Origin of the sequence: Streptomyces maremycinicus (assembly GCF_001184025.1) — a bacterium.
GTDB lineage: Bacteria > Actinomycetota > Actinomycetes > Streptomycetales > Streptomycetaceae > Streptomyces > Streptomyces maremycinicus.
Window position 1 is genome coordinate 43812 of the sequence record NZ_BBYG01000028.1, and the last position, 19066, is coordinate 62877.

The window sequence follows — 19066 nt, forward strand, 5'->3', positions numbered from 1 at the left end:
GGTGCCTTCCACTGGGCTGGGCGAAACGTCACCTGGGCGGCCGACGGCGTACACGGCGCGCCCGGGCACCCCGGGCGCCCCGGCCGGTTCCGGCGGGCTCAGGGGCCCGTGATGGACCCGTCCTGCGCCGCCCGGCCGGCAGCTTCGAAGACCGCTCGCGTCCGCCCGCCCTCGCAGGGCCGTGTCCGTCATGCGGAGCCCCCGCTCGTCGGGTCGGTCACGCCGGTCGGAGTCGGGGCGACCACGCCCGTCGCGTCGGTCGCGCCGGTCCCGCCCGTCGCCTCGGCCGGGATGTGCTTGGTGAACTCGTCGTGTCCCGGCCACGACAGCACGACCTCGTCCCCTTCCAGGCGGGCCTTCGCCAGGACGGGCGTCAGGTCGCGCTCGGGGGCCGCGGCCAGCGCCTCGGCGGCCGTGGCGTACGGCACGAGCCGGCGCAGGGTCGCGATGGTGGGCGGCATCATCAGCAGCTCGCCCTTGTCGTAGGAGGCCGCCGCGTCCGCCGGGCGGATCCACACCGTGCGGTCGGCCTCGGTGGAGGCGTTGCGGGTGCGCTGGCCCTCGGGGAGCGCGGCCACGAAGAACCAGGTGTCGTAGCGACGGGACTCGAACTCCGGGGTGATCCAGCGCGTCCAGGCACCGAGGAGGTCGGAGCGCAGGACGAGCCCGCGGCGGTCGAGGAACTCGGCGAAGGACAGTTCACGGGCGGCCACCGCGGCCCGGTCGGCCTCCCAGTCGGCGCCCGTGGTGTCGCCGACGACGGAATCGGGCGTCGGCCCCGCGAGCAGGACGCCGGCCTCCTCGTAGGTCTCGCGCACGGCCGCGCAGACGATCGCCTGGGCCGCCGTCCCGTCGACGCCGAGCCGTTCGGCCCACCACGCGCGCGTGGGGCCCGCCCAGCGGACGTGATGGTCGTCGTCGCGCGGGTCGACGCCGCCGCCCGGATAGGCGTACGCGCCGGCGGCGAAGGCCATGGAGGCGCGTCTGCGCAGCATGTGGACGGCAGGGCCGCCGTCGGTGTCCTTCAGGAGCATGACGGTGGCCGCGCGCTTCGGGACGACCGGGGTGAGGGTGCCGTCCGCGAGCGCGCGGATGCGTTCCGGCCAGTCCTGGGGGAACCACTGCCCATTCGCCATGGGCGCGAGGCTATCCCGTGGTGCGCGAATGTTCGAGAGGCCCCCGAGGTCAGAGCGCCGACGAGGGCGCCCGAGGGGCCGCCTCCGGGATGCCGGCGTGGCATCCGGGAGGGCGGAGGGCGTCCGGAAGGCGCCCACGGGGGCGTAGGCGCCCTCAGAGGCGAAGCCGCCCACAGGGCGAGGGCGCCTACGGGACGGAACCGACTACGGGACGAGTTCCACCTGGATCTCGACCTCCACGGGCGCGTCCAGCGGCAGCACCGCGACGCCCACCGCGCTGCGCGCGTGCACGCCCTTGTCGCCGAGGACCTCGCCCAGCAGTTCGCTCGCGCCGTTGAGGACGGCGGGCTGGCCGGTGAAGTCCGAGGCCGACGCGACGAACCCGACGACCTTCACCACGCGCGCGATGCGGTCCAGGTCGCCAGCGACCGACTTGACGGCGGCCAGGGCGTTCAGCGCGCAGGTGCGGGCCAGCTCCTTGGCCTCCGCGGGGGTGACCTCGGCGCCGACCTTGCCGGTGATCGGCAGCTTGCCGTCCACCATGGGCAGCTGGCCGGCCGTGTACACGTACGGGCCGGACTGCACGGCCGGCTGGTAGGCCGCGAGGGGCGGTACGACCGCCGGCAGGGTCAGACCCAGCTCGGCCAGCCTCGTCTCGACCGCGCTCACGCCTTGGCCCGCTTCAGGTAGGCGACGAGCTGCTCCGGGTTGTTCGGCCCGGGCACGACCTGGACGAGCTCCCAGCCGTCCTCGCCCCAGGTGTCCAGAATCTGCTTCGTTGCGTGGACGAGCAGCGGCACGGTTGCGTATTCCCACTTGGTCATGGGGCCGACTGTATCCGCTGTCGCCCGAGGCCCCGTTCCACAGGCCATGTGGCCGATATAGGCCCCCCTTGTCCACAGCCTGCCGATTGCCTCGGGCGCCGAATGGTTACGCTCGAAGACGTGAGCAGGCTCCAGGTCGTCAGCGGTAAGGGCGGGACCGGCAAGACGACGGTCGCCGCGGCCCTCGCGCTTGCCCTCGCCACGGCAGGGAAGCGGACGCTTCTCGTCGAGGTGGAGGGCCGGCAGGGCATCGCACAGCTCTTCGAGACACAGGCGTTGCCCTATGAGGAACGCAAGATCGCCGTCGCCTCGGGGGGCGGTGAGGTGTACGCACTGGCCATCGATCCCGAACTGGCCCTTCTGGACTACCTCCAGATGTTCTACAAACTGGGAGGCGCCGGAAGGGCCCTGAAGAAGCTCGGCGCCATCGACTTCGCCACCACCATCGCGCCCGGGCTGCGGGACGTGCTCCTCACCGGCAAGGCGTGCGAGGCGGTACGGCGCAAGGACAAGAACGGGCGGTTCGTGTACGACTACGTCGTCATGGACGCCCCGCCCACGGGACGCGTCACCCGCTTCCTCAACGTCAACGACGAGGTCGCCGGGCTGGCCAGGATCGGCCCGATACACAATCAGGCACAGGCCGTGATGCGGGTGCTGAAGTCGCCGGAGACGGCCGTGCACCTGGTGACGCTGCTCGAGGAGATGCCGGTCCAGGAGACCGCCGACGGCATCGCCGAGCTGCGGGCGGCGAAGCTGCCGGTGGGACGGGTCATCGTCAACATGGTGCGGCCCGAGGTGCTGGACGAGGGCGGGCTGGAACTCGTCCGGACCGTGAGTCGTTCTTCCGTCGCCCGGTCGCTGTCCGCCGCCGGGCTCGGCGGAGCGCGGCGCGGGGGCCACGCCGAGCGGCTGGTGGACCCGCTCCTTCAGCAGGCCGAGGAGTACGCCGAGCGGTACGCGCTGGAGCACGAGCAGCGCGCGGTCCTCGGCGAGCTCGACCTGCCCCTGCACGAACTGCCGTTGCTCGCCGAGGGCATGGACCTCGCGGGCCTGTACCAGCTCGCCAACGAACTGCGGAAGCAGGGGATCGCATGAGTCCGGACCAGGCCCACGACCAGGGAAGCGCCCGGCGCCGTCTCTCCCCCGCGCCGGTACTGGACCTCGATCCGCTGCTCGACGACCCCGCGACCCGCATCGTGGTGTGCTGCGGCTCGGGCGGCGTCGGCAAGACGACCACGGCGGCGGCCCTGGGCCTCCGGGCGGCCGAGCGGGGCCGCAAGGTGGTCGTCCTCACCATCGACCCGGCCCGCCGGCTCGCCCAGTCCATGGGCATCGACTCGCTGGACAACACCCCGCGCCGCGTCAAGGGCGTCGAGGGTGACGGCGAACTGCACGCCATGATGCTCGACATGAAGCGCACCTTCGACGAGATCGTCGAGGCGCACGCGGACGGCGACCGGGCGGCCGCGATCCTGGGCAACCCGTTCTACCAGTCGCTCTCGGCGGGCTTCGCGGGCACGCAGGAGTACATGGCGATGGAGAAGCTGGGGCAGCTGCGCGCGCGGGACGAGTGGGACCTGATCGTCGTCGACACCCCGCCGTCGCGCTCGGCCCTGGACTTCCTGGACGCGCCGAAGCGGCTCGGGTCGTTCCTGGACGGCAAGCTGATCCGCGTCCTGCTCGCGCCGGCCAAGGTCGGCGGCCGCGCGGGGATGAAGTTCCTGAACGTCGGGATGTCGATGATGACCGGCGCGCTCGGCAAGCTGCTCGGCGGGCAGCTGCTGAAGGACGTGCAGACGTTCGTCGCCGCGATGGACTCGATGTTCGGCGGCTTCCGCACCCGCGCGGACGCCACGTACAAGCTGCTCCAGGCGCCCGGCACGGCGTTCCTGGTGGTGGCGGCTCCCGAGCGGGACGCGCTGCGGGAGGCCGCGTACTTCGTTGAGCGGCTGGCCGCCGAGGACATGCCGCTGGCCGGTCTGGTGCTGAACCGCGTGCACGGCAGCGGCGCCGCCCAGCTGTCCGCCGAGCGGGCGCTCGCCGCTGCGGAGAACCTCGACCTCGTCCCTGCACGCGCCGCGGAAAATCTTGAAGAGCCCCGCATTGTGGATCAGGACGGCGGGAAAGCTGGTCTTCGTAACTCTCCCGACACGTACGGCAGTTCAGAATCCTCCGCAACCGATCCGGAGCGCGACGCCCCCACCGGCGCGAACCGGCCCACGGCCAACGACACGGACCGGACAGCGAGCACCGACGCGACCACCGGAGCACACTCCGGAGCGCATTCAGGCGCGGACGCGGACCGGGCCGTGGACGACCTCACCGCAGGCCTGCTCAGGCTGCACGCGGAACGCATGCACCTGCTCTCCCGCGAGCAGCGCACGCGGGACCGCTTCACCGCGCTGCACCCCGAGGTGGCGGTGTCCGAAGTGGCCGCGCTGCCCGGCGATGTGCACGACCTCACGGGACTGCGGGACATCGGGAACCGGCTCGCGGCCAACCAGCCGGAGCTGCCCGAGGCTGCCGACGTCTGAGCCGAGGGTTGTCCTCAGCCCACCGCCGCGTAGTTCTCGTAGATCTGGTCGTCGTCGAGCGGCAGGATGCCGGCCCCACGCTCGTACTCCGAACGCGCCGTCTCCAGGAGGCGGCGCCAGGAGGTCACAGTCGGACGCCTGCGCAGCAGTGCGCGGCGCTCGCGCTCGGTCATGCCTCCCCACACACCGAACTCGACACGGTTGTCGAGCGCGTCAGCCAGGCACTCGGTGCGTACCGGACATCCGGTGCACACCGCCTTGGCCCTGTTCTGCGCTGCTCCCTGAACGAACAGTTCATCCGGATCGGTAGTGCGGCAGGCGGCCTGCGCACTCCAGTCGGTTACCCAGCCCATACCGGCGCCGTCCTCTCCCGAATCGAGGCTCCCCCACGGCGGCAGCGGCATATTCACCGCCGCCAGTTGAGGACGTTACGGAAGGTGGGCACAGCGCAACACCCCCTTCGGGCCCAATCTTGAATGGCCCGAACGGACTATGCGTAAGCGGCAGATCACCCGGGGGAGTGAGCCCGCGACATATGCGACTTTCCCGGCAACCGGGACAGTTCACTTGAGTCACAACGGACGCCGGGTGACACACACGGCGGATTCGGACACGCCCCCACCAGAAAGTCGGGGAACCTCCGGAACGATTCGGGGTCGTCGGACGTATTGATACGTAGCCCTGCTGCTGTGACAGTTGAGAGCAGCTTAGGCCAAGGCATTGACGCGTGTCCGGCGAATGAGAACGTAGGCTGCCCTCATGCCAAAGAAGCGCTCGGGCGGTGGTCTGTCGCCAACGCAGCAGGCCGCCAAGTTCCTCGGTGTCAGTGTGCTCGCGGGAGCCGTGCTGGCCGGTATCGCCCTGCCCGCGTTCGGCGCGCTGGGCCTCGCCGCCAAGGGGTCGGTGGAGTCGTTCGACGAACTCCCGGCCAACCTCAAGACGCCCCCGCTGAGCCAGCGCACCACGATCCTCGACGCCGAAGGCGGCCAGATCGCCACGGTCTACTCGCGGGACCGCACGGTGGTCGACCTCAAGAACATCTCGCCGTACATGCAGAAGGCGATCGTCGCGATCGAGGACTCGCGCTTCTACGAGCACGGCGCGGTCGACCTGAAGGGCATGCTGCGCGCGCTCAACAAGAACGTGCAGAGCAGCGGGGTCTCCGAGGGCGCCTCGACGCTCACCCAGCAGTACGTGAAGAACGTCTTCGTGGAAGAGGCGGGCGACGACCCGACGAAGGTCGCGCAGGCCACCCAGCAGACCATCGGCCGCAAGATCAAGGAGCTGAAGTACGCGATCCAGGTGGAGGAGGAGCTCGGCAAGAAGAAGATCCTCGAGAACTACCTGAACATCACGTTCTTCGGCGAGCAGGCCTACGGCGTCGAGGCGGCCGCCCAGCGCTACTTCTCCACCCACGCCAAGGACCTCACCCTCCCCCAGGCGGCGCTGCTGGCCGGCATCGTCCAGTCCCCGTCCGTCTACGACCCGGTCAAGGACGACGTCACGGCCACCAACCGTCGTAACGTCGTACTGAAGCGCATGGCCGAGGTCGGCGACATCACCGAGGCCGAGGCCGCCGAGGCGCAGGCCGCCCCGCTGGGCCTGAAGGTCACCCAGCCGAAGAACGGCTGCATCACCGCCGTCAAGGGCGCCAGCTTCTTCTGCAAGTACGTGGAGCGCGTCTTCCTCAGCGATCCGGTCTTCGGCAAGACCAAGGAGGAGCGGGCGAAGGTCTGGAACCAGGGCGGCCTGACGATCCGGACGACGCTCGAACCGCAGGCCCAGAAGTCCGTGCAGGACTCGCTCAAGGACCACGTCTACAAGTCGGACAAGGTCGCCGCGGCCGCCACGCTCGTCGAGCCCGGCACCGGCAAGATCCTCGGCATGGGCCAGTCGAAGCCGTACGGCTACGGCAAGAACGAGACCGAGTACAACTACTCCGTCAACGCCTCCATGGGCGGCTCCAACTACGGCTTCCCGACCGGCTCGACCTTCAAGCCGTTCGTGGCCGCGGCCGCGCTGGAGGAGGGCCGCCCGGCCAACCAGAGCTACCCGGCGCCGTACGAGATGCCGTACCCGGACACGGTCCAGACGTGCAGCAGCAAGCCGTGGACCAACGAGGGCAACGACAAGCTGGAGAACGAGAGCGAGTCCGAGAAGGGCCCGTACCAGCTGAAGAAGGCCATGGAGCTCTCGGTCAACACCTACTTCGTGCAGATGCTCGCCGACATCGGCATGTGCCCCGTGGTGAAGATGACCGACAAGCTGGGCGTCGTCCAGGGCAACGGCGACAAGGTCCCCGAGGTGCCCTCGTCGATGACCCTCGGCTCCACCGGCCTCTCCCCCTTGACGATGGCGAGCGCGTACGCGGCCTTCGCCAGCCGGGGCATGTACTGCACCCCGGTCGCGATCGAGTCGATCACCCAGACCGTGGGCGGCACGAAGAAGTCGCTGGAGGTGCCGAAGTCGACCTGCTCGCGCGCCATGAGCGAGAAGACCGCGGACACCGTCAACACGCTGCTCAGCGGGGTGACCGACTCCGGCACCGGCCAGCAGGCGGGTCTGTCCGGCCGCGCCAACGCCGGTAAGACGGGTACGACGGACTCCCGCAAGAACGCCTGGTTCGTCGGCTACACCCCGAACCTCGCGGGCGCCGTCTGGGTCGGCAGCGCCACCCAGAAGGTCGAGATGACCAACATCACGATCGGTGGCGTCTACCACTCCCAGGTCTACGGCGGTGACACCCCGGGCCCGATCTGGCGCGACGCCATGACCGGCGCGCTCGAGGGCAAGGAAGCCCCGCCCTTCAACCTCGTCGACATCCCGAACCCGCCCGACAAGGACCGCGGCAACGAGAACGACGACGGTGACAACGGGGACGACAACGGCAACAACGGCGGCAACGGGGACGACGACGGCTTCCTCACCGGCCTGCTCACCAACGGCACGACGAACGGCGGCAACTCGACCGGCGGCAACGACGGAGGCACCTTCTTCCAGGGCCAGAGCAACGGGAACGGCAACGGCGGACGCGGCTGAGACGACGTCCGGCACGGGTTGACGGCGCCCCGGGCGCCGGGTGCGCCCGACTGACCGGGAACACGACGAACGGCCCCCGCCTCTCGTAGGGAGAGGCGGGGGCCGTTCGTCGTGCGGGGCGGTGCGGCCGGTGATGCCGGTGTGGCCCGTGTGGCCCGTGGTGCCCGTGGTGCCCGTGGTGCTGGGTGGGCAGGTGGTGCGGTGGGGCCGGTTGTTCCCGGCGGAGCGGATGGCACTCGGTGGGGCCGGTCGTTCCCGGCAGAGCGGATGGCACTCGGTGGGGCCGGTGACACTCGGTCGTGCCGGTGGTTCCAGCGCGGAACGGAGAGGCGGCTCGGCGGGACCGGTGACTCTGCGAGGGCCGGTGACTCTGCGGGGGCCGGTCTGGCACTCGGCGGAAGCCGACGCCGACCGCCGACCGCCGACTCCGACGCCAGCACCGGCTTTGGCTTTGGCTTCGGCTTCGGCTTCGGCTTCGGCTTGGGCTTTGGCTTCCGACCCTCCGGGGGGGGGCGAGCCCGTGGCCGGGGTCAGCCCGCGAGGAGCTTCTTGACGACCGCGGCGACGCGGCCGCCCTCGGCCAGGCCGGCCACCTTCGGGTTCACGATCTTCATGACGGCGCCCATCGCCCGCGGCCCCTCGGCACCGGCCGCCCTCGCCTCCGCGACGGCCTGGGCGACGATGTCGTTCAGCTCCTCTTCGCTGAGCTGCTTGGGCAGGTAGGTGGCGAGCAGTTCGCCCTCCGCCTTCTCCCGCTCGGCCGACTCGGCCCGACCACCCTGGGCGAAGGCGTCCGCGGCCTCACGGCGCTTCTTCGCCTCCTTGGTGATCACCTTGAGAACCTCGTCGTCGGAGAGCTCGCGCTTCTCCTTGCCCGCGACCTCCTCCTTGGTGATCGCGGTCAGCGTGAGCCGGAGCGTCGAGGAGCGGAGCTCGTCGCGCTCCTTGATCGCGGCGTTGAGGTCTTCCTGAAGCTTCGACTTGAGCGTGGTCATGGGTTTGATTGTCGCAGGTGTCGGCAGCCGTACGCCCGCCCATTTAAGGGGCGGCGGGGCAAAGGCCGTTGGCGGCGTCTGACACGATGGACGTATGCACGCGCGATACGGAGTACCTCTGTCCATTGCGGCGGCCGGCGCCGCCGGCCTGGTGTACGCGGCGGGCTTCGAAGCCCGTTCCTTCCGCCTGCGACGGGTGACGGTCCCCGTCCTCCCCGCCGGGATGCGACCCCTACGCGTGCTTCAGGTCTCCGACATCCACATGGTCGGCGGGCAGCGCAAGAAGCAGCGCTGGCTGCGTTCCCTGGCCGGCCTGCGCCCGGACTTCGTGATCAACACCGGCGACAACCTGTCCGACCCGGAGGCCGTGCCCGAGGTGCTGGACGCCCTCGGCCCGCTGATGGAGTTCCCGGGCGCGTACGTCTTCGGCTCCAACGACTACTACGGCCCCACGCTGCGCAACCCCGCCCGCTACCTCTTCGAGAAGGCCCAGGGACGCCACGGCCTGAACGGCAACGCCCCCGCCGTCAACGTGGTCCACAACCCGTGGGAGGACCTGCGCGACAACTTCGACGCGGCGGGCTGGCTGAACCTGACGAACACCCGGGGCGTGCTGAAGGTCGAGGGTGCGTCGATCGAGCTGACCGGCGTGGACGACCCGCACATCAAGCGCGACCGCTACGCCCAGGTGGCCGGTGGCCCGTCGGCGGACTCCGACTTCTCGATGGGCGTCGTGCACGCGCCGTACCTGCGGGTCCTGGACTCCTACACGGCTGACGCCTACCCCCTGATCCTGGCCGGCCACACCCACGGCGGCCAGCTCTGCATCCCCTTCTACGGCGCCCTCGTCACCAACTGCGACCTGGACACGGGACGCGTGAAGGGCCTGTCCACGCATACGGCGGAGGGGCACACGTCCTACCTGCACGTCTCCGCGGGATGCGGAACGAGCCGCTACACACCGGTGCGGTTCGCGTGCCCGCCGGAGGTCACTTTGCTGACGCTGGTCGAGAAGGAGTAGGACGAGGAGCGAGGCGGGGCGCGGGCGCCGGTGGCGGTGGCGGTGGCGGAGGGGCGCCAATGATGACGGAGGCGCGGCGCCGGTGAAGGAGAGGCAGCCGTGACGGATGCCCCGACAGTGTCGGAGGGGCGGCTGTCACGGAGGCACACTGGTGACGGAGGGGCGGCTGTCACGGAGGCACACCGGTGACGGAGGGGCGGCTGTCACGGAGGCACACCGGTGTCGGAGGGATGGCTGTCACGGAGGCACACCGGTGACGGAGGGGCGACTGTCACGGAGGCACACCGGTGACGGAGGGGCGGCGGTCTCGTCGGCCGTGAAGGTGACGGGATGGTGACCGTCACGGAAGCCGGGACACTGACGGAGGGGGCCGCCGGGCGGTGACGGTTCCCTCGAACGGCCCACCCATATCGCCCCTTCCATCACGTTTGCCTAGCTTGAGGGTATGACCGCGCCGATACCCAGGGACATCCCGGATCTGCCCGCGATCCCGCGGACCCACGCGCTCCTGCTCTCCTCCGTCCCCGCCTCCGCGGTGGTGACCCCCGCACGCCGTCCATTGGCCGCCGTCCTTCGCCTGCTCCTGGCCGGCACGGCGATCGCGGGCGTGACGCTCGCCTTCCTGCTCGGCAGCCCCTTGCGGGTCCTGAGTCACTTCGCGATCCAGAGCAACATCCTGTTGGCCCTGGTCACGCTGCTGTCCGCCCGCCGCGCGTGGACGGCCCGCCGCCCCCTCCCCGCCGCCCTGACGGGCGCCGCGCTCCTCTACGTCACGATCACCGGCCTGGTCTACCACCTGCTCCTGACGGACACGGCCGTCCCCTTCTCGGTGACCAGCACGACGACCGCCCCCACGGGCTGGCACATGGTCGCCGGAACCCTCATCCACACGGTGACGCCGGCAGCCGCCGTCCTGGACTGGCTGCTGCTCACACCCCCGGGCCGCATGCGCCTGCGCCGGGCCGCCACCTGGATGATCTACCCCGTGTCCTACCTGGCCTTCTGCCTCGCCCGCGCCCAGCTGATCCCCGCCGGCACCCCGGGCCGCTACCTCTACCCCTTCTTCGACGTGGAGGCCCACGGCTACAAGCACGCCCTCGCCAACGCCCTCCTCCTCGGCCTCGCCTTCTACGCCCTCGCGGTCCTCCTCGTGGCCCTCGACCACGCCCGCCCGAACCCGATCAGCCACCGCGCCAAAACCGGATTTCGTCTCGGGCCACCGGTGGGCTAAAGTAAACGACGTCGCCGCGACAAGCAGGACAAGCAGCGACATCGGGGTGTAGCGCAGCTTGGCAGCGCGCTTCGTTCGGGACGAAGAGGTCGTGGGTTCAAATCCCGCCACCCCGACAGCTGAATAGCAGATCAGAGGGCCCTTACCGAATCGGTAGGGGCCCTCTGGCGTTGCTGCGTGCTTCGCCCTCCTGGGCCGGTTGTCGCGGTGGTCGCAGGTGCCCGGTGGGCTACCAGCCGAACTCAGGGGGGCCGACGACTTCGGCGTCGACCTGGGCCGCCAGCCATGCGGCACGCTCGTCATGCCCGGGTCGTGCATGGATGAAGACGGTGTGCTCGGGCGCCCATTCCTCGCAGTGAATCGTGTGGCTGTTGGACGCGACCTGCAACTCGGCGTACTTGTACTCCTCGTCCAGCCCCAGCTCCGGCACTGCCGGCCACGTCATGTTGTGCCACAGGATGTAGCACCTGGTGACGACCGTCCAGGATCGCAAAGCCTCTCGTGCCTGCGAAAGGGTCGTGGCGGGCCGGCTCACACTCGCGCGCCCGTCATCACCGGCTTCCCCGTACCAATCGACTGCCGCTTCCGGCGCGGCCTCCGTCAGACGCCGCAGTTGATCGTCATCATGCGCCCAGGCATCCAGGTAGCAGCCGTCCGGGTCGTACCAGGACGCGACCGACAGCAACCTCTCCGCGAGCGTCAGCGCCTCGGTGAGGTCCGTGGTCCGCAGCACGGGCCAAGCATGTGTGTTCCCCATGGCGGCATCCTGCCAGGGTGATCGTTCTGCCTGCCGGGCATTTGCGGTGGGCCGAGACACACGACATCAGGTGAACCCCGTCACGGCGAACGTCTACCGACCGGACGCACCGTCAGCCGCCGACCCCGATGAACGGGGCACGTCGCGACTGGGTCCTCTGTTCCCGTTCCGCCAACGAATATGTCAGCTCGGCCTCGCCCAGCAGCGGCACCCCGACCAGAGGGTCAAGCCTGACCGGCTCATGATGGCGTTGATCTACGTCCCTCCGAACCCCGCCCTGGCATGCGGAGTTGTGGCAGTGGCGCACCCGTGGCCGGGAGGCGTGATCAGCTTGGGGGGTGGAGTCCATCATCGCCAGCGCCATAGCCGTTCTCGGGACGCTGCTCGGGGCGGGGATCACCCTGGCGTTCCAGCAGCGCACCGTCGACAGGAGTCATCAGCTCACGCGTCGCGAGAAGCTTCGGCAGGAGCGGCTCGACGCCTACTCCAGCTACGCCGGCGCGTTGATCAACTACCGGCGCTGTCTGGTGCATCTGTGGTTCTGCGAGCATGAGCAGTCGCCACCGGAGGACCCCGACGCGGTGCGTATCCGCGCCTACGACCTGCGCTCCAGCGCCCAGGAGGCCCTGTTCCGGGTGCAGATGCTGACCGATGACGGGGGTCTGAGCCAGACCGCGGAAGACGTGCTCACGGCGGTCACGGCGCTGCCCAAGGTGGACAGCAGGGCCGAACTGGACGAGCTGAGAGCACGGACCCGTGACGACATCAGCCGACTCGTCGGCTCGGCGAAACAGCACCTCTGACGTGCTGGCGGAGAGGTCGCTCAGGACCCCTCGATCACTGGCGTGAGGCGTTGTTGCGGGAGTTGTTCCGGGCGGTTCTCAGGGTGAGGGGGGTGCCGAGGGCGGTGATGGTGTATTGCCAGGATGCGCTGATGAGCAGGTCGGAGCGGTCGGCCACGGCCCAGGTGCGGCCTGCGAACAGGGGGATTCCCGTCAGGAGTTCCTCGTCGGCGGCGAAGCCGAGGCCGCTGATCTCGCCGCTGCCGCGTCGGCCGTCGGGCAGGCGCCAGGCGCCGTGGCACGGGCCGGCCCACTCGCAGTGCACGTAGCCTTCCGTCGTCGCCCGGTGTCCGTCGACGAAGCGGTAGGTGTTCCGCGCGGCGAACCACAGGGGAACTGCCAGGACGCACAGGGACAACAGCAACAGCGCCCGGTGCAACGGCCGCAGTCCGCGGAGCAGTTCGGCGGGCCAGGGCGACGAGCGCATGCCGTACCGGCTCATCGGCTCTGGTCCCCGCGCGTCTGCGAGGCCTCGGGGGCCGCGGGTTGTATGCCGGTCGTCACCGCGATGCTGTCGCCGGGGTGGACCCGGTTGTGGAACCACCGGGCCTCCGCGGTGCCGAGGGCGATCACGCCGCCTCTGGCGTCGTAGTACCCGCGGGCCTTGATGCTCGTGGCGAAGGTGCCGACGTAGAGCCGGCTGCCCTTCCCGTCGCGCAGCTCGACCGCGTGGGCGACGTTGACCACGGTGCGGCCCTTGGGGGGCACGTCGGCGGCCAGTTCCAGCCGGACCGGCTTCGCGACCACCGTCATCAGGGTCGCGCCCGTGGACCCGGACGCCAGGTCTGGGGCCGAGAGGTCGAAGGTCGACAGGATCGGCATCACCCGGCCGGCGAACGTGAGGGCACGCGCGGGCAGGTCGAGCGTGCCGGAGAGGGCCATCGGGGTGGGGGTGGCGGTGGCCACCGGTGCCGGGGCGGAGGCCGAGGGCGCCGCGGCGGCGGGGGTGCGGCGCCCGGACGACGGTGCCGGGTCCTCGCCGAGGCGCAGGGTCAGGGCGGCGCCCAGCAGCGCGAGGGCCGCGGTGCCCGCGCCCAGGGTCGCGGCGGCCCGGCGACGGCGCCTGCGGCGTACCGCCCGGGCACGGGTGGCGGGGCCTCCGACGATCGGAGCGGTCGCCCGGCCGGCGGCCAACTCCCGCAGCGCGGCGGACAGTTCATCGGACACGGCGGCTCTCCTTCCGGACCGGCCCGTCGGCCTCGTCCCCCGCAAGTCGCTTCGCCAGCTCCGCCCGGCCCCGGGAGAGCCGCGCCTTGACCGTCCCCACCGGCGCGCCGGTCTCGGAGGCTACCTGCTCCACACTCAGGTCGCACAAATGGTGCAGGACGATCGCCATCCGCTGGGCCTGGGGCAGTTCGCGCAGGGCGGCCACGAGCGCGGTGTGCTCGGGGCCCGGCCCCGGGGTGGATTCGGGCGGCGGGGTGCGCCGTACGAGTTCCAGCCAGCGCCTCGCGCGCCGCCAGCGGCTCACCGCCAGCCGCATGGCCACCGTGCGGATCCACGCCTCGGGAGCACTGTCCGACAGGAAGTGCTGTCGTCGGTCCCAGGCGCGTACGAACGCCTCCTGTACGACGTCCTGGGCCTCGCCGTGGTCTCCGGTGAAGGTGTAGAGCTGTCCGGTCAGCCGGGGGAACGCCGTCGCGTAGAAGGCGTCGAACTCTTCCTCGGTCATGCCCCCACCGGAATCTCCGGCCTCTCCTTGCAACCTGGTCACCTCCGCCGTGCGTACAGGTCGCGTAGCTCGCATCGATCGCGGCGAACCCACACACCGCGGCGAACACCTCGCACGCGTGCGGCGAGACGCGATCCCACCGGGAAGACGGCGTACACGGGTTTCAGGCTCCCTCTTCCCTCACGGTGTCGGCTCACTGCCCGCTCAACCTACGTGCACGACCGCACGGTTGCTCCACCAGGAAGGACCCGCCCAGGTGCCACCGACCCCCGAGACGCTCCCCGTACCGCCGGTGCTCCCCGCCGCCCACGACTTCGCCACGTACGCCCGGACGCACTGGTCCCGGCTGGTCGTGACGGCTCGGCTGCTCACCGACGACGCCGGTGCCGCCGAGGAACTGGCGCGGAGAACGCTGGTGCGGATGTGCGCGCGGTGGCGGCGCGTTCCGCGCAACGACGTGGACTTCCATGTACGGCGCTGCCTGCTGCGTCACCACCTGCGCCGGCTGCGCGGACGGCGCGCCGCACGCCGACGGGCCGTGCTGGTGCTGCGGATATGGGAAGGGCGCGCGGACGCGGAGATCGCCCAGTTGCTGGGCTGCTCGGTGGGGGCGGTGCGGGCCCGTGCCCGACACGGTCTGAAGGAGGCCGGCGGCGACCCCGGGCGGCTGCGCGAGGTGTTCGGCCGGGCCGCCCGGGACGTCGTCCCGTCCGAGGTACCGCTGGCCGGCCTGTGGGCCGAGGGCCGTGCCCGGCGACGCCGGCGCCTCGCCGTGGCCTCGGCCGTCTGCGCCGCGCTGCTCACCCCCGTCGCCCTCCTCGGCGCCGACCGGCTCGGGGGCGGCGGCGCGCAGGACGGGACGTCCGGGGCCCGGGCGGGGGGCGGCGGTCGTACGGCCACGAGCCCGGTCCGGATCGTGGCGCCGGGCGAGCGGGTGACGGTCGGGTCGGAGGTACGGCTGTGGCTGACGGCCGACGGGGGGCACTGGTCGGTGCCCCTCCCCGGGAACGACAGCGACCGCCCGCTCGACGAACCGGGTGTCACCCTGCGGGTGGACAGCGTGCACGGCGGGCTCTTCCTGTCCGGCCTCTTCCACGGCCTGCGCGGCGAGCCGGGCCGCGTCGAGGTGAGAAACGGCGACGGCGGCAGGATCACCGCGAAGGTCCTCGTCCTGGCGGGCAGTCCGGGGTGGGGCATCTGGTACGCGAGCACGCCGCTGGCCAGGAAGGACATACCGGCGTTCCTCGCCGTGGACGGGGACGACCGGATCGTCACGGTGTACGACGCCTCGGGCGGCGTCGCCGCACGGTCGGAGCGCGAGTGGTGGCGGATATGAAGGAGAGGGAGGGGAGGGAGGAGAGGGACCTCATGGGGAACGGGGGCCGGTCCATGGGCAGGGACGGGGACGGGGACGAGGGTGGGGCGGGCAAGGGGCCGGGGTCCACGCGTGGGGCGCGTGGAGCGGGCAAGGGACCGGGGTCCACGCGTGGGGCGCGGCGGTCTCGGGAGGGGACGGCGTCGGCTCGGCGGCACCGCGAGCGCGTGCCGTTGCGGATCCGGCTCCGGCGCAACCGGGGCCGACGGCTCCGCCGGCTGCTGCACGCCGTCCTCGCGCTGCTCGCGACGCTGTGTGCGGCGGCCGTCGTGGCGTACCACCTGACGTCCGTTCCGAAGCCGCACCCGGAGACGGTCACCCAGAGCACCGTGTTCCTCGACGCGGACGGCGCCTACCTGGGCCGGCGCGGGCCGGTCGACCGGCAGGACATCCCGTTGTCCGCGGTCCCCCGGCATGTGCAGGACGCGGTGATCGCCGCGGAGAACCGTTCCTTCCGTACGGACAGCGGGATCTCGCCGCGGGCCATCACCCGGGCGATGCTGGCGACGCTGACCGGCGGCGACCCGCAGGGCGGCTCCACCATCACCCAGCAGTACGTGAAGAACGCGCTGCTGAGCCCGGAACACTCGTTGTCCCGCAAGGCGCGTGAGGCGCTCATCGCGATCAAGCTGGACCGCACCCGCACCAAGGACGAGATCCTCGAGGGCTATCTCGACACCGTGTACTTCGGGCGGGGTGCCGCCGGGATCCAGTCCGCCGCGCGCAACTACTTCGGCGTGGACGCGAAGAACCTGACCGTCGCGCAGGGCGCCGCTCTGGCGTCCATCCTCAACATCCCCTCGTACTACGAGAGGACGGGATCCGATCCGAAGGTGACCGCGAAGCTGGAGCACCGCTGGGAGTGGGTGCTCGACGCCATGGCCGCGAGCGGGAGCATCACGGCGAAGCAGCGGGCCGCGGCGCGGTTCCCCGCCTTCCGGTTCTATCCGCCGGGCGAGACCGAGGGGCAGCGGCAGTACCTGATCGACGTCGCCGCGAAGGAGGCCGCGGACCGGCTCGGCATCAGCGAGGACCGGCTCGCGAGCGGCGGCTACAGCGTGACGACCACCTTCGACCTGGCGCTTCAGGACAGCACCGCACAACTGGCGCAGGCGCGTTCCGGGTCCGAGGGGGTACGGGTGCACACCGCCGTCGTGGGCATGGTGCCCGGCGACGGAGCGGTGCGGCTGCTGTACGGGGGCTCGGACTACGCGCGGCAGTCCTTCAACGACGCGGTGAGCGGGGCCGTGGAGGCGGGGACGGCCCTGGAACCGTTCGGCGCGCTGCGGCACGCGGGCGAGCCCTTGGACAGGCTGCTGAAGACCTCGGCGCCGACCCCGCTGAACCTGGCGTCGGCGTACGCGACGGTGGCCGCGGACGGCAGGTACGCCACCCCGTACACCGTCGCCCGCATCACCCGGGAGGGCCGCACGGTCTACCGGGCGCGTCCCGACGTGCGGCAGGCGCTGGACGAGAAGGAGGCGCTGACGGCGGGCATGCGATCGGGGGCCGGGCCGACGCCCGTCGCCGTCGACGCCTCTGGTGCCGCGGGCTCGCCGGTGGTGAAGGGCTTCGCCGTCGCCGGGGCGGGCGGCGGGACCACCCGGCGGACCGTTTGGACCACCGGGTACGACAGCCGACTCGCTCTGACGGTCGCGCTGTTCGCCGACCGCGCGGGCCGCACGAAGGGAACGACGGTGCCCGCGCAGTTGCCGAACGACCCGGCACCGACAGAGTTCGCGCGGAGCGTGGCGGCGGGGGTCTGGGAGGCTGCCACGAAGGGCGGGCGGGGCGAAGGGTGACGCCGGTGGTGGCGCCGCACCGGCACCAGCACCAGCACCAGCACCAGCACCAGCACCGATCGTGACGCCGATGCCGACGCCGACGCCACCACCGGCGTCGGCATCGGCGGTTCAGGGGGTGCGTCAGGCGGACGGGAGTCTCACCGACTGGCTGTGGCGGAAGAAGTCGCGCGGGTCGTACGTCTTCTTGACCTGCTGGAGCTTGGCGTAGTTGCCCTTGTAGTACAGCTCGGTCCAGGGGACGTCGGAGGTGTTGTACTTCGGGTCGCTGAGGTCGATGTCCGGGTAGTTGACGTAGCAGCCGTCGGTCACGTCGTTGATGACCGGGACGCCGCCCGTCTCGGCGTAGACGCCGTGGTAGAACTCGCGTATCCAGCGCAGCGAGGCGGCCTCCTGCGCCGGGTCGGTCCACCAGATCGACCAGGCCGCCTTGTACGCGGCCTCGCGGTGCGGGAAGGCGGTGGCGTCCGGGGCGACGGCGTTGATCCTGCCGCCGAAGGAACTCAGCTGCACGTTGGCCGTGGTGTTGGCCAGGTCGTCCCGGGTCAGGTGCTCGTAGAACGCGTCGATCTGCGTTGCCGGGATGGCCGTGCGGTAGTACGCCGACTTGTTGTCGCTGTTGAGACTGGGGTCGTTCAGCGTCGGGTTGGTGGTACTGGCGTAGCGGGCGGCCTGGAGCCACGGCATCTTGCGCGGCTCGGCGAACTCCGGCATGGCCGCCATCTCTCCCATGTGGGTGACCATGGGCTCGCTCGCGACGTCCACGCCCTCGGCCATGGCGGCCAGGAAGTCGTCCAGCACCTGCCGCGCGTCCGGGACGGTCGCGTCGAGCTGGGTGACCAGGCCGATGTAACCGTTGGACTTGTGGGTCAGCCACAGGGCGCTGAACAGGTGGTCGTGGACGGTGCCGGGCCGGAGGTGCTCGGCGTGCCAGTTGCCGTAGTTCGTGAGCAGGCGCGCGAAGCGTTCCTTGGTCATCTCGGCCCACGGCCAGGAGGCGGCGTGCAGCAGCACCTCGGCGGGCGGCTGCGGAAGCAGCTTCGCGGGATCGGTGCCGACCGCCCCCGGGGTGCGGAACCAGAAGCGGGTGATGACGCCGAAGTTGCCGCCCCCGCCGCCCGCGTGGGCCCACCACAGGTCGCGGTTCGGGTCGTTCGGCTCCCGGGTCGCCACCACCACCTTGACCGAGCCGCCGACCGTGACGGTCACCACCTCGACGCCGTACAGATGGTCGACCACCAGGCCCAGCTGGCGGCAGAGCAGGCCCCAGCCGCCGCCGCTGACATGCCCGCCGGCACCGACCTGGAAGCAGATGCCGGCCGGGATGGTGACTCCCCAGCCGCGGTACATGCGCTCGTACACGTTCAGCAGCTGCGCGCCGGCCTCGACGCAGACGGCGTTCTTCTCGGCGTCGAAATAGACCCTGTTCATCTTGGCCATGTCGAGGACGACACGGACGTCGGAGTTGAAGACCCAGTCCTCGTGGCAGTGGCCGCCGCTGCGCACCGTCAGGCGCTTGCCCGCCTTCACGGCGCTCTGGACTACGGCCTGGACCTGCGCGGTCGTCTCCGCGAGGCAGATCTTCTCGGGCTCGGCGGACCAGCGCTGGTTGTAGCCCCGTACCAGGTCCTGGTACCGCTTGTCGCTGGGGGTCACCGTGCTGATCGGCTCCGCCGCCGCGGTTCCGTCCGCCGCCGCGGTTCCCTCGGCCGCCGCGGCCGGTGTGGCCAGGCCCGTCCCCGTCAGCAGCGCGGCGCCTCCGGCGGCCGCACCCCCCGCCAGGAAGTTCCGCCTGTGGATGCCCTGTTCATGGCGTGCCATCGTCCCCAGCCCCC

The 19066-nt window shown here is 71.1% G+C and carries 18 protein-coding genes and 1 tRNA gene; 9 read left to right on the forward strand and 10 right to left on the reverse strand.

The window, feature by feature from the left end:
* Positions 1–188: 188 nt before the first annotated feature.
* The 3 genes from AOQ37_RS37100 to sp36 all read right to left on the reverse strand — a co-directional run bounded on the left by AOQ37_RS37100 (position 189) and on the right by sp36 (position 1960).
* Positions 189–1136: an NUDIX hydrolase gene (locus tag AOQ37_RS37100; protein ID WP_062651434.1), complete on the reverse strand. Its 948-nt coding sequence runs from the start codon at positions 1134–1136 to the stop codon at positions 189–191.
* A gap of 204 nt (positions 1137–1340) precedes the next feature.
* The gene (locus AOQ37_RS37105; protein WP_062651436.1) at positions 1341–1805 is read right to left on the reverse strand and encodes a RidA family protein; all 465 of its coding nucleotides are present in this window, start codon (positions 1803–1805) and stop codon (positions 1341–1343) included.
* Complete coding sequence (gene sp36 / locus AOQ37_RS40205) at positions 1802–1960, reverse strand: Sp36 family protein (protein ID WP_020129281.1); 159 nt, start codon at positions 1958–1960, stop codon at positions 1802–1804. Before sp36 ends, AOQ37_RS37105 begins: the two co-directional genes overlap by 4 nt.
* Before the next feature lie 120 nt (positions 1961–2080).
* On the opposite strand from sp36, the gene bagA reads away from it, so the two are divergent.
* Both bagA and bagB read left to right on the forward strand, forming a co-directional pair.
* On the forward strand, positions 2081–3058 hold the full coding sequence (gene bagA / locus AOQ37_RS37110; RefSeq protein ID WP_062651438.1) for an ATPase BagA: 978 nt from the start codon (positions 2081–2083) through the stop codon (positions 3056–3058).
* Entirely contained in the window at positions 3055–4497 is a 1443-nt protein-coding gene (bagB, locus tag AOQ37_RS37115; RefSeq protein ID WP_062651440.1) for an ATPase BagB, read from the forward strand. The genes bagA and bagB overlap by 4 nt, the downstream gene beginning before the upstream one ends.
* 14 nt (positions 4498–4511) lie before the next feature.
* On the opposite strand, the gene wblA is transcribed toward bagB, so the two are convergent.
* Positions 4512–4850 (reverse strand): transcriptional regulator WblA, encoded by a 339-nt coding sequence (gene wblA / locus AOQ37_RS37120; RefSeq protein WP_062651442.1) that lies wholly within the window; start codon positions 4848–4850, stop codon positions 4512–4514.
* Positions 4851–5256: 406 nt separating this feature from the next.
* Between wblA and AOQ37_RS37125 the strand changes: the two genes are divergently transcribed.
* Positions 5257–7536: a transglycosylase domain-containing protein gene (locus AOQ37_RS37125; protein WP_062651444.1), complete on the forward strand. Its 2280-nt coding sequence runs from the start codon at positions 5257–5259 to the stop codon at positions 7534–7536.
* A 530-nt stretch (positions 7537–8066) separates the two neighbouring features.
* On the opposite strand, the gene AOQ37_RS37130 is transcribed toward AOQ37_RS37125, so the two are convergent.
* A complete protein-coding gene (locus AOQ37_RS37130) occupies positions 8067–8531 on the reverse strand; it encodes a GatB/YqeY domain-containing protein (protein ID WP_062651447.1) in 465 nt (154 codons plus the stop codon).
* Between the two features lie 94 nt (positions 8532–8625).
* On the opposite strand from AOQ37_RS37130, the gene AOQ37_RS37135 reads away from it, so the two are divergent.
* From AOQ37_RS37135 to AOQ37_RS37145, 3 genes are all read left to right on the forward strand, one after another.
* The gene (locus AOQ37_RS37135) at positions 8626–9552 is read left to right on the forward strand and encodes a metallophosphoesterase (RefSeq protein WP_062651449.1); all 927 of its coding nucleotides are present in this window, start codon (positions 8626–8628) and stop codon (positions 9550–9552) included.
* 445 nt (positions 9553–9997) lie between these two features.
* Positions 9998–10783 carry a Pr6Pr family membrane protein gene (locus AOQ37_RS37140; RefSeq protein WP_062651451.1) on the forward strand — a complete coding sequence of 262 codons (786 nt, stop codon included), beginning with the start codon at positions 9998–10000 and terminating at the stop codon, positions 10781–10783.
* Positions 10784–10825: 42 nt separating this feature from the next.
* Positions 10826–10899: transfer RNA gene (locus AOQ37_RS37145), tRNA-Pro, on the forward strand.
* A 113-nt stretch (positions 10900–11012) separates the two neighbouring features.
* On the opposite strand, the gene AOQ37_RS37150 is transcribed toward AOQ37_RS37145, so the two are convergent.
* Complete coding sequence (locus tag AOQ37_RS37150; RefSeq protein WP_062651453.1) at positions 11013–11516, reverse strand: hypothetical protein; 504 nt, start codon at positions 11514–11516, stop codon at positions 11013–11015.
* Between the two features lie 362 nt (positions 11517–11878).
* Here AOQ37_RS37150 and kilB point away from each other — a divergent pair, with 362 nt between their 5' ends.
* Complete coding sequence (kilB, locus tag AOQ37_RS37155; RefSeq protein ID WP_062651455.1) at positions 11879–12343, forward strand: plasmid transfer protein KilB; 465 nt, start codon at positions 11879–11881, stop codon at positions 12341–12343.
* A 34-nt stretch (positions 12344–12377) separates the two neighbouring features.
* On the opposite strand, the gene AOQ37_RS37160 is transcribed toward kilB, so the two are convergent.
* Genes AOQ37_RS37160 through AOQ37_RS37170 form a run of 3 tightly spaced genes read right to left on the reverse strand, consistent with a single transcriptional unit; the run spans position 12378 to position 14054 of the window.
* Entirely contained in the window at positions 12378–12824 is a 447-nt protein-coding gene (locus AOQ37_RS37160) for a hypothetical protein (protein ID WP_159401433.1), read from the reverse strand.
* A complete protein-coding gene (locus AOQ37_RS37165) occupies positions 12821–13549 on the reverse strand; it encodes a hypothetical protein (RefSeq protein ID WP_062651459.1) in 729 nt (242 codons plus the stop codon). The genes AOQ37_RS37160 and AOQ37_RS37165 overlap by 4 nt, the downstream gene beginning before the upstream one ends.
* Positions 13539–14054: a SigE family RNA polymerase sigma factor gene (locus tag AOQ37_RS37170; RefSeq protein ID WP_062651461.1), complete on the reverse strand. Its 516-nt coding sequence runs from the start codon at positions 14052–14054 to the stop codon at positions 13539–13541. Before AOQ37_RS37170 ends, AOQ37_RS37165 begins: the two co-directional genes overlap by 11 nt.
* A gap of 256 nt (positions 14055–14310) precedes the next feature.
* On the opposite strand from AOQ37_RS37170, the gene AOQ37_RS37175 reads away from it, so the two are divergent.
* Both AOQ37_RS37175 and AOQ37_RS37180 read left to right on the forward strand, forming a co-directional pair.
* Positions 14311–15390, forward strand: a complete 1080-nt coding sequence (locus tag AOQ37_RS37175; protein WP_062651463.1) for a sigma factor-like helix-turn-helix DNA-binding protein — start codon at positions 14311–14313, stop codon at positions 15388–15390.
* Between the two features lie 32 nt (positions 15391–15422).
* Positions 15423–17231 carry a transglycosylase domain-containing protein gene (locus AOQ37_RS37180; protein WP_374701576.1) on the forward strand — a complete coding sequence of 603 codons (1809 nt, stop codon included), beginning with the start codon at positions 15423–15425 and terminating at the stop codon, positions 17229–17231.
* A gap of 123 nt (positions 17232–17354) precedes the next feature.
* Here AOQ37_RS37180 and AOQ37_RS37185 read toward each other — a convergent pair.
* Positions 17355–19066: FAD-binding oxidoreductase (locus AOQ37_RS37185; RefSeq protein WP_306305230.1), on the reverse strand; the 1712-nt coding region annotated here is incomplete at its 5' end.

Bases quoted from the DNA above. Each gene is read 5' to 3' on its own strand.
- AOQ37_RS37100 (WP_062651434.1), bottom strand. From the start codon at position 1,136: ATGGCGAATGGGCAGTGGTTCCCCCAGGACTGGCCGGAACGCATCCGC.
- sp36 (WP_020129281.1), bottom strand. From the start codon at position 1,960: ATGACCAAGTGGGAATACGCAACCGTGCCGCTGCTCGTCCACGCAACG.
- bagB (WP_062651440.1), top strand. From the start codon at position 3,055: ATGAGTCCGGACCAGGCCCACGACCAGGGAAGCGCCCGGCGCCGTCTC.
- wblA (WP_062651442.1), bottom strand. From the start codon at position 4,850: ATGGGCTGGGTAACCGACTGGAGTGCGCAGGCCGCCTGCCGCACTACC.
- AOQ37_RS37125 (WP_062651444.1), top strand. From the start codon at position 5,257: ATGCCAAAGAAGCGCTCGGGCGGTGGTCTGTCGCCAACGCAGCAGGCC.
- AOQ37_RS37130 (WP_062651447.1), bottom strand. From the start codon at position 8,531: ATGACCACGCTCAAGTCGAAGCTTCAGGAAGACCTCAACGCCGCGATC.
- AOQ37_RS37135 (WP_062651449.1), top strand. From the start codon at position 8,626: ATGCACGCGCGATACGGAGTACCTCTGTCCATTGCGGCGGCCGGCGCC.
- AOQ37_RS37140 (WP_062651451.1), top strand. From the start codon at position 9,998: ATGACCGCGCCGATACCCAGGGACATCCCGGATCTGCCCGCGATCCCG.
- AOQ37_RS37160 (WP_159401433.1), bottom strand. From the start codon at position 12,824: ATGAGCCGGTACGGCATGCGCTCGTCGCCCTGGCCCGCCGAACTGCTC.
- AOQ37_RS37170 (WP_062651461.1), bottom strand. From the start codon at position 14,054: ATGACCGAGGAAGAGTTCGACGCCTTCTACGCGACGGCGTTCCCCCGG.
- AOQ37_RS37180 (WP_374701576.1), top strand. From the start codon at position 15,423: ATGGGGAACGGGGGCCGGTCCATGGGCAGGGACGGGGACGGGGACGAG.